At 33.9% G+C, this 15008-nt stretch carries 12 protein-coding genes and 1 pseudogene; 6 read left to right on the forward strand and 7 right to left on the reverse strand.

Annotated elements, in window-relative coordinates:
* Nucleotides 1–3: 3 nt before the first annotated feature.
* The 6 genes and pseudogenes from JJL45_RS03625 to JJL45_RS03650 form a co-directional block, all read right to left on the reverse strand.
* On the reverse strand, nucleotides 4–2955 hold the full coding sequence (locus JJL45_RS03625) for a SusC/RagA family TonB-linked outer membrane protein (protein WP_068603301.1): 2952 nt from the start codon (nucleotides 2953–2955) through the stop codon (nucleotides 4–6).
* A 273-nt stretch (nucleotides 2956–3228) separates the two neighbouring features.
* Complete coding sequence (locus JJL45_RS03630) at nucleotides 3229–4761, reverse strand: DUF6377 domain-containing protein (protein ID WP_082935933.1); 1533 nt, start codon at nucleotides 4759–4761, stop codon at nucleotides 3229–3231.
* A 313-nt stretch (nucleotides 4762–5074) separates the two neighbouring features.
* Nucleotides 5075–6511: an outer membrane beta-barrel protein gene (locus JJL45_RS03635; RefSeq protein ID WP_068603305.1), complete on the reverse strand. Its 1437-nt coding sequence runs from the start codon at nucleotides 6509–6511 to the stop codon at nucleotides 5075–5077.
* A complete protein-coding gene (locus JJL45_RS03640; RefSeq protein ID WP_068603307.1) occupies nucleotides 6511–7053 on the reverse strand; it encodes an RNA polymerase sigma factor in 543 nt (180 codons plus the stop codon). Before JJL45_RS03640 ends, JJL45_RS03635 begins: the two co-directional genes overlap by 1 nt.
* 41 nt (nucleotides 7054–7094) lie before the next feature.
* Nucleotides 7095–7508, reverse strand: coding sequence for a hypothetical protein (locus JJL45_RS03645; protein ID WP_068603309.1), 414 nt, complete (start codon nucleotides 7506–7508; stop codon nucleotides 7095–7097).
* A gap of 107 nt (nucleotides 7509–7615) precedes the next feature.
* Nucleotides 7616–7975: pseudogene (locus JJL45_RS03650) on the reverse strand (DNA recombination/repair protein RecA); the annotation flags it as partial.
* Between the two features lie 415 nt (nucleotides 7976–8390).
* Here JJL45_RS03650 and JJL45_RS03655 point away from each other — a divergent pair.
* Genes JJL45_RS03655 through JJL45_RS03665 form a run of 3 tightly spaced genes read left to right on the forward strand, consistent with a single transcriptional unit; the run spans nucleotide 8391 to nucleotide 10820 of the window.
* Nucleotides 8391–8528 carry a hypothetical protein gene (locus tag JJL45_RS03655; protein ID WP_158651314.1) on the forward strand — a complete coding sequence of 46 codons (138 nt, stop codon included), beginning with the start codon at nucleotides 8391–8393 and terminating at the stop codon, nucleotides 8526–8528.
* A 41-nt stretch (nucleotides 8529–8569) separates the two neighbouring features.
* The gene (locus tag JJL45_RS03660) at nucleotides 8570–10234 is read left to right on the forward strand and encodes a hypothetical protein (RefSeq protein WP_068603311.1); all 1665 of its coding nucleotides are present in this window, start codon (nucleotides 8570–8572) and stop codon (nucleotides 10232–10234) included.
* A gap of 19 nt (nucleotides 10235–10253) precedes the next feature.
* Nucleotides 10254–10820, forward strand: coding sequence for a hypothetical protein (locus JJL45_RS03665; protein WP_068603313.1), 567 nt, complete (start codon nucleotides 10254–10256; stop codon nucleotides 10818–10820).
* 255 nt (nucleotides 10821–11075) lie between these two features.
* Here JJL45_RS03665 and recA read toward each other — a convergent pair whose 3' ends face one another.
* Nucleotides 11076–12077, reverse strand: coding sequence for a recombinase RecA (gene recA / locus JJL45_RS03670; RefSeq protein WP_067146759.1), 1002 nt, complete (start codon nucleotides 12075–12077; stop codon nucleotides 11076–11078).
* 343 nt (nucleotides 12078–12420) lie between these two features.
* On the opposite strand from recA, the gene JJL45_RS03675 reads away from it, so the two are divergent.
* The 3 genes from JJL45_RS03675 to JJL45_RS03685 are packed head-to-tail and all read left to right on the forward strand — an operon-like array spanning nucleotide 12421 to nucleotide 14980.
* Nucleotides 12421–13494, forward strand: coding sequence for a rhodanese-related sulfurtransferase (locus JJL45_RS03675; protein ID WP_068603315.1), 1074 nt, complete (start codon nucleotides 12421–12423; stop codon nucleotides 13492–13494).
* A gap of 11 nt (nucleotides 13495–13505) precedes the next feature.
* A complete protein-coding gene (locus JJL45_RS03680) occupies nucleotides 13506–14750 on the forward strand; it encodes a peptidase U32 family protein (RefSeq protein WP_068603317.1) in 1245 nt (414 codons plus the stop codon).
* Nucleotides 14750–14980 (forward strand): ferredoxin, encoded by a 231-nt coding sequence (locus JJL45_RS03685; RefSeq protein ID WP_067146766.1) that lies wholly within the window; start codon nucleotides 14750–14752, stop codon nucleotides 14978–14980. The genes JJL45_RS03680 and JJL45_RS03685 overlap by 1 nt, the downstream gene beginning before the upstream one ends.
* Nucleotides 14981–15008: the final 28 nt, after the last annotated feature.

Raw genomic sequence — 15008 nt, forward strand, 5'->3', positions numbered from 1 at the left:
TGATTAAAAAGTAACGTTTAAACCAAAAATGGCTGTTCGTGTTTGTGGGTATGTACCATAGTCTATACCTCTTACGGTATTACTTCCTCCAAAAGCATTCACTTCGGGATCGAAACCAGAATAATCTGTGAATGTTAAAAGGTTTTCTCCGGTTACATATAGTTTTAAAGCACTCATTTTTAATTTGTTTAAAATGCTGCTTGGAAACGCATAACTTAATGTAACAGCCTTAACTCTTAAATACGAAGCATCTTCGATAAAGCGTGTTGAAATTCTAGAGTTATCAGCATTACCAAAACTAGAAGCAGGGATATCTGTAACATCTCCAGGTTGGCGCCATCTATCTAATACTGCTAAAGATTGATTTTTAGGATCTGTCATCCCTTCAGTTTCAATTCTTGTGGCATTTAGCATGTCGTTACCTTGAGAACCTTGTAAGAAAACCAATAAACTTAAATTCTTATAAGTGAATGTGTTTGTAAATCCGTAAGTAAAGTCGGGATTAGCATCACCAATAATGGTACGGTCGTCTGCAGATGGTGTAAATGTAGAATCACCATTATTATCTAAATAGAATGCAGCACCTGTTTGAGGATCTACACCACCATATCTATAGCCATAAAGAATTCCTAAAGGCTCACCTTCTCTAATTAAACTAGCTTCGCCTCGTCCTCCAGAAATGGTGCCCTGAAAAACATCGGCATCCACGAGTTTTGTAATTTTATTTCTATTGAAGGCCATATTGAAACTAGACTCCCATGAAAAGTTTTTATGATCTATATTTATGGTGTTTATGCTAAATTCAACACCTTTATTTTCTAACTCTCCAATATTTTGTATAGCGCTTTCAAAACCTGTAGCTGTAGGTAGTGGTGCGTTATACAGTAAATCTTTTGTTTTTTTAATGTAGGCATCGGCAGTAATATTTACGCGGTGCTGAAATAAAGAAAGATCGATACCAATATTGGTTTGGTTAGACTCCTCCCATTTTAAGTTTAAATTTTCTATAGATGAAGGGAAAGTACCTGGTTGGGTAACGCCTCCAATAGGGTAGTTGGCACCACTACCAGCACGTCCTAAATACGAGTAAGGGGCAATTTGATCATTACCAACAATACCCCATCCAGCTCTAAGCTTTAAATCACTTAAAGCGTTAGCGTTGTTTAGAAATCCTTCTTCTGAAACTCTCCAACCTGCAGAGAAAGAAGGGAAATAGCCCCATCGTTGTTCTGGGCCAAAAACACTAGAACCATCTGCTCTAAAGTTAGCTGTAATCAAGTATTTATCGGCATAGCTATAATTTAATCGGCTAATGAACGATGCATTTGATTTTTCATCTTTTCTAGCAGTACCCTTTATTACTTCCGAGCCTCCGTTTGGTGTGGTAACCGAAGCACTTGCAAAATTTCTAGTTTCAATTTCACTAGTTTCCCAAGTGTTTTTTTGATTAACAGAACCAATAAGTGCTTCTATTTTGTGATTGTTGATTAGCTTGTCGTATCTTAAAGTATTCTCAATAATGTAATAAGAATCTTTATTGGTATTGTTTATAGCTTGTCCTTTTAATGATCTACCATAACCTGTTCTAAAAGGATCTAAAAACGAATCGTAAACACCATGGCTATTATCTATACCCAGATTTGTTTTGAAAGTAAAATCGTTTAAGAATCTAAACTCAAAGTATAAGTTTCCTAATAATCTTTGGTTTTTGTATTCTCGATCTAAACCATCTGTTGAGGCAAGAGGATTTTCCCAGTTTTGAAAAGGGTTGCTCGTAAAAGAGCCATCAGGATTATAAATATCAATAATTGAAGGGGTTGATAATGCCCCTAGTAAAACACCTCCAGAGTTTACATTCGTATTGTCTTTAACATCTACATCGCGGTATTGCGTGTAGGCTATTCTAGAGCCAATAGTTAACCAACCAGTTACTTTTTGGTCTAAATTTATTTTGAAGTTATAGCGCTCCATTTCAGAACTTCTAACAGCCCCTTCTTGAGTTAAATACCCCGCTGAAACGTAATAGTTGGTACCTTCAGTTTTACCAGATAAGGCTAATTGGTAGTTGTTTGTATAACCATTTTGGAAAATTTCCTGTTGCCAATCTGTAGTACTTGTGTATAAATCCCAATTGGTATTTTGGCCCATTTCGGTCATTAAATCGCGGTATTGTTCGCCATTTAAAACAGGTAAAGTATTCCATACTTGAGATACACCTGTGTAAGTGTCAAAAGATATTTTTGGTTTTTCTGTAGTACCTCTTTTAGTTGTAATGATAACAACACCATTAGCACCTTGTGCACCATAAATGGCTGCAGAAGAGGCATCCTTTAATACAGAAATGGCATCAATATCTGAAGGGTTTATAGAGCGTGTATCGGTGGTAGGTACGCCGTCAACAACATAAAGTGGCTCGCTACCAGAAGTAATCGAGTTTGTTCCTCTAATTCGTATACGCATGCCTTCGGATGGTTTTCCAGAGTTTGCCAATACCTCGACACCTGCGGCCTGACCTTGTAGTAAGGATCCTAATTGCGCATTGGATCTTTCTTCGAACGACTCCGAATTTACAAGTGCAACTGCACCAGTTACATCTTTCTTTTCTTGTGCGCCATATCCAATAACAATCACCTCGTCAAGGGATTGTGTGTTCTCTTGCAGCGTTACGTTAATCGTTGTTCTATTATTAACGGCTTCTTCAACGCTTGTCATGCCAACATAACTGAATACGAGTATGGATTCAGGACTTATATTGGCGTGTAGTTCATAAATACCATCAAAATCTGATGAGGTTCCGCTAGTTGTTCCTTTTAATATTATTGTGGCTCCAGGAATCGGGTGACCATTAATGTCGGATATTTTTCCTTTAATAGTCTTTTCCTGTGAAAAAGCGCAAAACGATAATAATAAGAGTAACAGGGAAAATCTTCTTCTGTGTTTAGTTTTTACATTCATTATTGTTTAGTTTTTTGGTAAAATTTGAAACATGTTTAGTTTTTAGTGTTATTGGAACAAATTAACCCCTATGGGTCTGAAAAAACAACCCAGAGTATTTAAAATGTGGATTTTTTGTGGCGTGTAAAAACTGTAAGTAGCTTAAGGTAAGATGGTTGTGTATTTTATCCTTACTATATTAAGTGGATTTAATGTAGGTGTTGAATAGTAATTTTTTCTGTATTTGTGTTAAATACGTAAAAAAACACGGGTAATATTGCTATATATATGGTTTTAGGAGATTTTTTTAACCATATTCTCGAACTCATCTCTGTTTATAGCGTTGTTTTTTACTTTAACACGATAGTTGTAAATGGTATTTACAGAGTATCTAAGAATTTTTGAGATTTTCGAGCTGTTGGTAATGCCTAATCTTATTAAGGCAAATATTCGTAGCTCTGTATTTAAACTTTCACCTTTTTTAAGGACAATTCTTTTATCCTCATGCAAGAGTTGGTTTAATTCCTCGACAAAATTAGGGTAGATATGTAAAAAGGATTTGTCGAAGTTATCATAGAAAAGATTTAGCTCGTTTTCTATAACTTGTTTTGATTTTGTTAATTCAAGTAATGAATTTGTTCTGTTTGAAACAATATAGGTTCTTACCATTTTACGGTAGGTGTCTAGTTTGTTTATGTAGTCAGAGTATAGGTTTAAAAATGTGCCAATATATTGCTCTTTTATTCTGTCGGAATCCGATAGTTCGTTGTAAAGTCTATTAAGGTCTTCATTAGAAAAACTTAATTGTTCGTTTAAGTCTTTTAATTGATTGTTGGCATTTTTTAAGCTTTTTCGAGCTGCAGAAAGTTTTTTAATTTGTTTGTATATGTAAAAAATCGTTATCAGTAAAAACAAGACCAAAACACTAATAAATAAGAGCATTTTTTTGAGTTCTTCTTTTTGCTCTATACTTCGAGCTTCGTATGCTTTTGATATGACTGATAATTTATTAGATATGTTAATATAACGAAGTCTGGAGTTGTATAATTCGGCATCTTCAACAGAAAAATCGATGTAATTATGTGCGCGATCTATATCACCTTCTTTAAAAAACACCATAGCTAATTCGGTTAGAGAAGCGTTGTCTTTAACTGAAGATTGAATATCTGATATAGCCGATAAGATTAAGTATTTTTTTTGCTGATCGTGGTGGTTATTTAAGTCGTATAACAACGCTCTTTCAAAAGTAATTAACGAATATAACGGTGTGCCCAGTTTTACTTGGGACAATCGTTTAGAGTTTATTTGAAGAGCCTCATTAATTTTTCTTTGATCTCGTAAGTTTTTTTCTTTTAAAGCTAACGATTCATCCGAGTTAGCGCCTAATCTCTGCATTAATGAATCTTGATAAGCTTGGTATAATGACGAATAATTTTTTTTACTTTTTTGAACGCTGGTATAGAAGCTGAGTCCTGAATATCCCTCTTTATAGTTGTAATAATATTTATTGAGTAATTTTTCAGGTAGTTCTTTTCTGTTTAACTCATTTAAAGCATCAATAGATTCTTTATATCTACCAGACTGCACAAGCAATTTAGCTAGTTTTAGAATAGATTCTTTTTCTAAATAAATATTATTTATGGCTTTAGCTGTGGCTATATTTTGCTCAATGTAAAACAGGGTGCTGTCAAAACTGTATTTTTCGTATTCTTCAATTATTTTGGTGGTAAGAAAATATTTGTTTTCTAGCGTTGTTGATGGTTCATCTAGGAGTTTTTTTAATGCTTCAATGCGCGTTTCTTTTGCGATGTCATATGTTTTACGCATAGACATACTTTTCTCCAGACGCGTTAAAAGAGAGTCTATCTCATTAACAGAAAAAGTAGAATTAGAAAAGATAAAAAACAAAAGAAGAGTGAAAATGTATTTCAAGGCTCAAGAATTTATGATAGGTCTGAATAACAAATTTAATGGTTTTTATGCTAATACAATACACATGTAATTTAAGCCTTTTACGATTCAAATCTAGCGTTGGCTAATTTCTATTATTAAAATAAAAAAAAACTGCCCTCTCGTGAGAAAGGGCAGTTGTCTCTATAACTTTTTTAATAAAAGGTATAAGGCTTATGTAAAAATGGTTCTAAAACTTAAATGAGAACCCTGTGTAAACGCCAATAAAGAATGGTGTGAAATTCCCAGAAGTGTTATCAAACGTATTGAATTGATATTTGAACATCGGCTCTAAATTCAAGTCAAATTTCTTCGAAAACTTGTAATTTAAGCCCAGACCCACGTTGGCACTATAACTTGTGTTATTGATGTTGTTGGCTTCCCCTAAATAAGTATTTGAACCGTCTTCGCCTTCAGAATAAATACCATTATCACTTAAAAAGAATGAACTAAAACCACCAATCACATTAACTCCAAAGCGTTTTTGTGAAATGGCGTATTGAATTTCTAAAGGTATTTCTATATAATCGAATGTTTGATGTATGGAAACATTAGAAGATGATATGGATTGTGGGAAACCCTGAGTGTTTTCTGCACTGGCAACCGATAGGTTTGATGACGAACTTTTTACATTTTGTAAAGCACTCACACCTGATCCTCTGGATTCATAAACCACAACATTATTGGTGTTGTAGCCTAAATTCACTTTATTGATTCCAGATCGAATTTTTATACGGTTATTAACTGCATAGCTCGTAGAAATCCCGTAACTCATGTTTACATCACCCGTTTTTTGGTTGTTGTTAAACTGTTGATCAATAGACGAGCCTTCACCTAAGCTGTTAAAATAAACCGGAGCTACATTTGGCGTAACACTCCATTTGCTTTCAGGTTTTGCATGAGCTACTTTTCCTTTGCTTTCAGCCATAGCTTGTTCGATAGTAAGCTCATTTTGCTTGGTAGGTTTATTTACTTCAGCAATTGTACTGTTGTTTTTTGACACATTAGATATATGTGTTTTAGCTGCTTCTTTATCTATTAAAACCGGCTCTTGGTTTTCCGTTTTAACTGATGCAGCTATTGTGGAATTGGTAGTGGTGTTATCCGAAGTTGTTTTTTCAATATGTTGTTCTTCGGAAGGCTTCGTGTTATCGGATTTGCTTGCAGCTAAGCTTGTTGCTGTCTTTTTAGGTGTATGGTTTTGTTCTTCTGATTTACTTGAAGCTACTGCAGCTGAGGTGTTATTATTTGTGTTCGATTTCTTTTCGATAATTACAGTACTGTCATTTTCAGCATTTGAATTTACCACGGATGGTGCTTGTTCAAACGTATTATTAATCGTGTTTTTTAATACTTCTGAAGCATTTTCAATCATGTCATCGTTGGTGTCTACCACTTGAATTGTTGAGCTGTTGTTGTCATTTAATAAAAAGTTACCAATGCCAACAAAAAGTAAAAGTAGGGCAGCCACACCAGCATAGCGCCACCAAATTGGGATGATTCGACGTTTTTCTTCTTCGGTATTCAGTTTAGCCGCGATGTTTTCCCATACGGCTTCGCTTGGAGTCGCTTCAAAATCTTTAAAGCGCTCTTGGAATAACCGGTCTATGTGTTTCTTTTCAGCCATTATAATGAATGTAAATGTTCTGTATTGTGATAATCTTCAATGGTCGATTTTAAAATCATCCTTGCTCTGGCCAGGTTCGATTTTGAGGTTCCAACGTTTATGTTTAGCATTTCTGCAATTTCTTTATGTGAATAGCCATCCAATACGTAAAGGTTAAAAACCAGACGGTATCGGTCGGGTAATTCTTGAATAATTCCGAGTAGATAATCGATAGAAACCAAATCTTCATCAATCTCTATCTCAACATCTTCAATAGCGCTTTCGTTTACAAGCTCGAACACTTTTTCGGTGCGGTAGCGTTGTAAAACGGTGTTTACTGTAATACGTTTTAACCAACCTTCAAAGGAGCCTTTATTTTTGTACTGTTCTATTTTATTAAAAATGGTTAAAAAGGCATCTTGCAGATTATCTTCCGCTTCTGCACGATTCCTCGAATACTTTAAGCTTACGGCGAATAACTTGCTGGAAAACAGCTTATATAATTCGCCTTGGGCTTTAGTATTTTGGGCTTTACAATTTTCTATGAGCAATTCTAAACTCAAATGGAACAGGTTTTAAAAGAGTACTTAAAGTTACAAAATAGTTATGGTGTTTCTACTACTGGAACTTCAATGACTAGATATTGATCTTCGCCATCTTCGTCTTTTCCTTGCCAAAATTTAAAAACATACGAACCATTCCCTGTAACTACAAAATTGAAAGTGTTACTCACTAAAATGTCTTCTGTCGATTCGCAATCATCAAGGTCAAAGACTAAATTGCTAGGTGCTACAGTGCGTTCGTTGTTGTGTTTTTTATAATAGAAATTGTAAAAATCATAACATGTTGTAGGTTGATAATAGAATACTTCAATAGGATAGGTTTCTCCCATTTCAAATTCGTCTGGAATATTTACGCTATCAACAGGTAAAATTTCTGAGCGGTAGGCTGTGCCTTCATCTACACTACATGATGTAAATAAGGCGATTGTTAAAAAAAGTGCTATTAATCTTTTCATCACAAATAAATTAGGGGTATTATACATAGTTTATATGTAGATACATTTATCTTATGAAGGTTGCGTTAAAAGCAAAAAAAAATCCCGAACTAACGGGATTTTAAATTTTATTTTTCTGAAATGATTTGTCGAACTTTAGCTTCGAGTTCATCCATGAGTTCTGGATTGTCTTTAATTAATGCTTTTACAGCATCACGACCTTGACCCAATTTAGTTTCTTCGTAGCTAAACCAAGAACCACTCTTTTTAACGATTTCAAGTTCTACAGCTAAATCTAAAATTTCACCAACTTTAGAAACACCTTCGCCGTACATGATATCAAATTCGGCCGTTTTAAATGGTGGTGCCACTTTATTTTTAACCACTTTTACACGGGTTTTATTACCTGCAATATCGCCGTTTGTTTCTTTAGTTTGAGTAGAACGTCTAATATCTAAACGTACAGATGCGTAGAATTTTAAGGCGTTACGCAGCAGCAAAATAATAAGCTTAATATCGCTTTTTAGAATACTAAATCGTCTAGAACATTTTTGCTTTAGGCGATTTTTTGTTTTATTTTAAGTTAAAGATTTTCTAGTTAAGAGGTTTTTTTTTGAAAAAACCTAAATGGTTTTAGCATTTTTATTTTATTTATGATTTTTCTTTCATAAACACAAGGAAAAATCTTGTCACGTTGTTTTTTTTATTTCATTTGCCACGAAAACAATTTTAGTGCTATTATTGATTTTCTCTCTCTCTTAATTTTTGGGGTTATTTGACGGTGATTTGTTGTGTGCAATTTAAACCAACTAAGACTGATAAATTGAATAAAATGAATTATTCTGTAGAGCTTTGAGTGGAATTAAAACTGTTCAGAGAATTTTTTAACCTAAAAAAAATGAAATGCCAGAAAAATTAGAAAAATTTCAGTTTGAAGAACTGGAACAACGGTTTGAAATGGGATGGGGTCCCAAAAAAGTGCATGCCAAAGGAACAATTGACGGAAAACCTGTTGAAGTAAAATCGCTAAAGAAGAAATAGCACAGTAATTTGTATAAATAAAATCGAAAAAGACTAACCATATGAAAGTTTATAAATATCAAATTTTAGTAATTATCTTAGCATCTTGTCAAAAGGAAGATTTTGATTTAGAAGAATCTAAAAACAGTATTCCATCATCGTCAAAAATTGAAGCAAATGTTCAAAACGGTAGATTTGTTTTCTCATCTAGAGAATCTTTTAAATCTAGTATAGAACAATTAAAACAGAAAACGGTTGAAGAAATTGGAAATAATTTTGAACATCATTATGAAGGGGGGTTTCGGTCGCATAAACCTATTGTTAATCCTAAAAATGAATTACTGAAAGTAAAACTTTCAAAGGAAATTATTCAAAAGGTAGAAATGGGAGAAACTACTTCACTTTACAAGAAAGGGAAAGGCAAAAACAACGGTGTAGAAGAAGAAGATTTTATATCAGACCCTTTATTAGGGGCTTTATTAAATGAAAAGGATGAAATTATAGTGAATGACACTATTTATAAATTTTCAAGAAGAAAAGGAATATTTTTTTCTCATGTAAAGGATTCAGCTTCATTATTTAAAGCCTATGATAAAATGATGAAAAAGGATAATAAAAATTCTTCACTTTTAAAAGCAGCTCCAGTTGAATTGGAATATCAATATTGTCAAGAAAGAAGTGTTAATGGGGGTGTTAGACGTATTTCTGATGAAGCTTTTGTGTATGTTGCTCCTGCTGAACTTGATGCATGTGAGTCAAATAATTTATATGTAAAACCAGTAACTACTCCGACAACGCCACAACTTTCAGATGAAGAAAAACTATATAATTTAGTTAATAATATGACTGCATGCGATGAAAGCACGCCTTTTATGCAAAATATATTAGGAAGAACATTTGTTTGTAGAAATTATTTTGATAACAGACGTCGTATCAAAACAGAGTTTTGGAGTCAGGATTATTTCTTTTATCAATCTGTTGGGGTTCAGGCTAAAACACAAACTAAAACACTGGGGGTATGGTGGGCTTCTGAATCAGATGAATTAGTGTTAGGAATCAATCGTATTTTATTACGGTATAATTTACCTCAACCCGAAATAAATTCTTATTCGCATCCAAATTTATTTCCTCCTAATTCATATCAAAGTCCAATTTATATGTGGGATGGGAGGTTTAAAGTTGATGTTTCAACATCAACTGGTGGCACATATTTCGTGGATACTAAACTGAATCTTCCTGATGGGGCACTACCTTTTTTTAAATTCGGAGAAAAAGAAATTTTAAATATTTATATTCCACGTCTTAATCAAATATCAGGGTTAGAAAATGGAGTGTCACTAAGTTCAAAAGATATTATTAATAATAGGACTATAAAACAACTGTATAAAATGGGAATCGATTTTTTAAATTCACCCAATGTTGCAAATAGCGGTGGTGCGAAAAAAGAATTTTATGTAATATATCAGTATGATTATAACCGAATAGAAGTTATTTATTTTGGGGAAGTATATAGAAAATCTAATTCAAACTATATTAAAAAAACACTTTATAATAGTGGTATTAATTTTGAGATTTCGGCTGCGTGGGGAGATGTGAGTGGGTGGAGTTATAATCTTAAGCCTGTAACAAAATATTTTAGAAATTATACTTATTTTGATTTGGATTTTTACGCTGTTGCAAGACGTGGGAGCACTTGGAAAGGTAGTAGAATAGTCGTTAAAGAATAAATAACAAATAAATTTATATATGAAAAAGATAATTGCAATTACAATAGTATCTCTATTTTATATCAACAGTTATTCGCAAGAAAAATGGTATTCAAGTGCTGCAATAGAATTTTCTGTGCCAAGTAAAATAGAATATCATTACAATTTTAATAATAGTTCTACAGTTATTAATTTGGACTCCAAAACAGCTCTTGGAGCACAATACTCCATAAACTACTTGGTTTTTAATAAACTAAGTGTTGGGGCTTTAACAGGTATACAAAACCAATTTGGTGCAGATTTTTTTGCGTTCCGTATAGGAGGAAATTTAAAGTATTATTTTGTTGATGATGATAATGTTTATGCATACTTGCGTTATGCAAGAAACTTTACTGTAGATAAAGATAAATTTAAAAATGGAGATAATTTAAGGGGTGGAATAGGGTTTCCTTTTTTAAAGACAGATGATTTTAATTTAAACCTTAATGTGTTTTATGATATAAATTATTTCAATCTTGAAGACGCAGAACCTTTAATATTTGGAAATGAAAGGTCTAAAAATATTTTCTTTAGGTCTTTTGGTATAAGCGTAGGTATAAAATTTTAGGATCGTTTGAGACACTAGAAAGGCGTCTTAAACGGTTTATAATAACTAAAAAGCATTCTTTAATCGGAATGCTTTTTTTATCGCTATGCATATTACAAAAGATTTCAAGGGATTGTGAGAACTGAAGGTTAAACTTTTGTTAGTTAACCAGTTTCAGTAAATATTCCTCTTAGGTCCAGATATTCAGATCTCAATTCGCGTATAAGTAGTTCCGTAAATAGCAAAAAAAATCCCGAATTAACGGGATTTTAAATTTTATTTTTCTGAAATGATTTGTCGAACTTTAGCTTCGAGTTCATCCATGAGTTCTGGATTGTCTTTAATTAATGCTTTCACAGCATCACGACCTTGACCCAATTTAGTTTCTTCGTAGCTAAACCAAGAACCACTCTTTTTAACGATTTCAAGTTCTACAGCTAAATCTAAAATTTCACCAACTTTAGAAACACCTTCACCGTACATGATATCAAATTCGGCCGTTTTAAATGGTGGAGCTACTTTATTTTTAACCACTTTTACACGGGTTTTATTACCTGCAATATCCCCGTTGGTTTCTTTAATTTGTGTAGAGCGTCTAATATCTAAACGTACAGATGCGTAGAATTTTAAGGCATTACCACCAGTTGTAGTTTCAGGGTTTCCAAACATCACACCAATTTTTTCACGTAATTGGTTAATAAAGATTACCGTACACTTGGTTTTACTAATAGAAGCTGTAAGTTTTCTTAATGCTTGAGACATTAAACGAGCGTGAAGTCCCATTTTAGAGTCACCCATTTCACCTTCAATCTCACTTTTTGGTGTTAATGCGGCAACCGAATCGACAACCACAATATCAATAGCCCCCGAACGAATTAAGTTATCGGCAATTTCTAAAGCTTGCTCACCATTATCTGGTTGAGAAATAATTAAATTGTCAATATCAACGCCTAATTTTTCAGCATAAAAACGATCAAAAGCATGCTCGGCATCAATAAATGCTGCAATACCTCCAGCTTTTTGAGCTTCCGCAATAGCGTGCAACGTTAAAGTGGTTTTACCCGACGATTCCGGACCGTAAATTTCAATAACTCTACCGCGAGGATATCCGCCAACGCCTAAAGCAATATCTAAACCTAAGGATCCTGAAGGAATGGCTTCTACGTCTACAATGGCAGAATCGCTCATTTTCATTACGGTTCCCTTTCCGTAGGCTTTATCTAGTTTATCTAATGTAAGTTTTAGTGCTTTTAATTTCGCTTCTTTTTCGCTGCTCATGGCTTTGTTTTTTTACTAAAAATTGAAGGGCTAAAATACTATAAGTTTTATCATAACACAATAATAGTTTTCAACATAAATTCATGAAAAATAGAACGTTGTTTTGTGTCATTATCAATAAAAACAGAAGTGCTACGCAACCTTTATGAAGTGGTTGCATCTCATTATAAAGAACGAGTATTTTTAAAAATCTTGTTCTAAATAAAAGTAGTTTGACTAACTCAAAATTAAGCACTTAGACTTATGTTTAAGTGCTTTTTTTGTCTAAAAAATGGGATAACTACGATAAAATCGTACCTTTGCGCCTTCAAAAATAGTCTTTAACCTTATAAATTAGTATAGCATGCAACTGTACAATAAATTAAGTGCCAAAGAAAGAGCCGAATTAATCGAAAAAGCCGGAAAGGATCGATTAACACTTTCTTTTTATCAATATGCCAAAATTGAGAACCCTCAAGAATTTAGAGATCACCTTTTTTTAACCTGGGATCAATTGGATGTTTTAGGACGTATTTATGTCGCTACCGAAGGCATAAACGGTCAGTTATCCTTACCTGCCGATCGTTTTAACGAATTCAAATCACACCTAGATACCATCGATTTTTTAAAAGATATCCGTTTGAATATTGCCGTAGAGCAGGACAACATGTCTTTTTTAAAGTTGAAAGTTAAAGTGCGTAACAAAATTGTTGCCGATGGTTTAAACGATGACACTTTCGATGTGACTAATAAAGGTGTGCATGTGGCTGCGAATGATTTTAATGCCCTTATTGAAGATGAAAACACGGTATTGGTTGATATGCGTAACCATTACGAAAGTGAAATAGGCCATTTTAAAAACGCCATTACCCCCGATGTTGATACTTTTAGAGAGTCTTTGGATATTATTGAAGACGATTTAAAAGACCATAAAGAAGATAAAAACCTTGTGATGTATTGTACAGGCGGTATCCGTTGTGAAAAAGCGAGTGCCTATTTTAAGCATAAAGGTTTTAAAAACGTATTTCAGTTAGAAGGCGGTATCATTGAGTATACCCGTCAAATTAAAGAGCAAGGGCTCGAAAATAAATTTGTAGGTAAGAATTTTGTTTTCGACGAGCGTCGTGCTGAAAAAATTAGCGACGATGTCATTGCCTGCTGCCATCAATGTGGAGCTCCTGCCGATATTCATACCAATTGCGCTAATGATGCCTGTCATTTACTTTTTATTCAGTGCGATAGCTGTAAAGAAGAAATGAATAACTGTTGTTCTAACAATTGTAAAGAAATTCATGCCTTACCGTTTGAAGAGCAAAAAGCCCTTCGAAAAGGACAAGCCAACAGTAACGACATTTTTAAAAAAGGTCGTGCGGACCATTTACCTTTCAAAAAAGATTTAAGAAACATTTTTGAGACACTAAAAGTGGACAAACTTTAAAACTTAAAATCATGCAAAAAATTGAATTAATGGCACCTGCAGGGAACTTTGAATCTCTACAGGCTGCTTTAGATAATGGTGCCGATTCTGTTTATTTTGGTGTTGAACAATTAAACATGCGCGCTAGAGCAACGGTAAATTTTACTTTAGATGATTTAGATGAAATCGTAAAACGTTGCGAAGCTAAAAACGTAAGAAGTTATTTAACGCTTAATACCATCATTTACGATCACGATTTATCGATTGTAAAAACCTTAGTAAATAAAGCCAAAGAAGCGAATATTACTGCCGTTATTGCTATGGATCAGGCCGTTATTTCCATGGCTATAGAAGCTGGTATGGAAGTGCACATTTCTACACAAATTAACGTGACAAACATCGAAACTGTAAAGTTTTATGCCATGTTTGCCGATACCATGGTGTTGAGTCGTGAATTGAGCTTGCGTCAGGTTAAAAAAATTACAGAGCAAATAGAAAAAGATCAAATTAAAGGGCCTTCGGGAAACCTAGTTGAAATTGAAATATTTGGTCATGGTGCACTTTGTATGGCGGTTTCGGGTAAATGTTATTTGAGTTTGCATTCCGATAATTCCTCGGCTAACCGTGGCGCTTGCAAACAGAATTGCAGAAAGAAATACACCGTTATCGATCAAGAAACAGGCTTTGAAATGGAGTTGGATAACGAATATATCATGTCTCCAAAAGACTTGTGTACTATCGATTTTTTAAATGAAGTGGTCGATGCTGGTATAAAAGTTTTAAAAATTGAAGGGCGTGGTCGTGCACCTGAATACGTTGCTAAGGTGATAAAATGTTACCGTGAAGCCATTGATAGTATTGAAAATGGTACTTATAGCAAAGAAGAAGTTATAGAATGGATGAAAACGCTAGAAACGGTTTACAATCGCGGCTTTTGGAGTGGGTATTATTTAGGTCAGAAACTGGGCGAATGGAGTAAAGGCTCAGGGTCGCATGCTACACAAAAGAAAGTCTATATAGGTAAAGGAACGCACTACTTTCCAAAAGCAGAGGTTGGCGAATTTAAAATTGAAGCTTATAACTTAAATGTAGGGGATACCATTTTAATTACGGGGCCATCAACAGGGGCGCAGGAAATGCAAGTGGAAGATATGCTTGTTAATGATCAAAAGTTAAGTGAAGGTACCAAAGGCGATATGGTAACTCTAAAATTACCATTTAGAATCCGTCAATCCGATAAACTATACAAGATTGTCGAAAATAAAGTCGAAGCCTAATGGTTGTAGTTACCCTTCAGCGTAAAAAGTGTATTGGTTGTAATTATTGTGTAGAATTGGCTCCCAACCAGTTTCAAATGTCTAAAAAAGATGGTAAAACCGTTTTACTGCATGGGCAGGATAAAAAGGGGTTTTTTACATTAAAATCGAACGACGAATTTATCTTTGATAGTTGCGATAATGCCGCCAAAGCTTGTCCTGTAAAAATTATATCCGTAAAGCAAGTTTAACTTATAAAAGGTGAGTAATTAAGGGGTT

The organism is Tamlana sp. s12 (genome assembly GCF_016767215.1).
GTDB classification, from domain to species: Bacteria; Bacteroidota; Bacteroidia; order Flavobacteriales; family Flavobacteriaceae; genus Pseudotamlana; species Pseudotamlana agarivorans.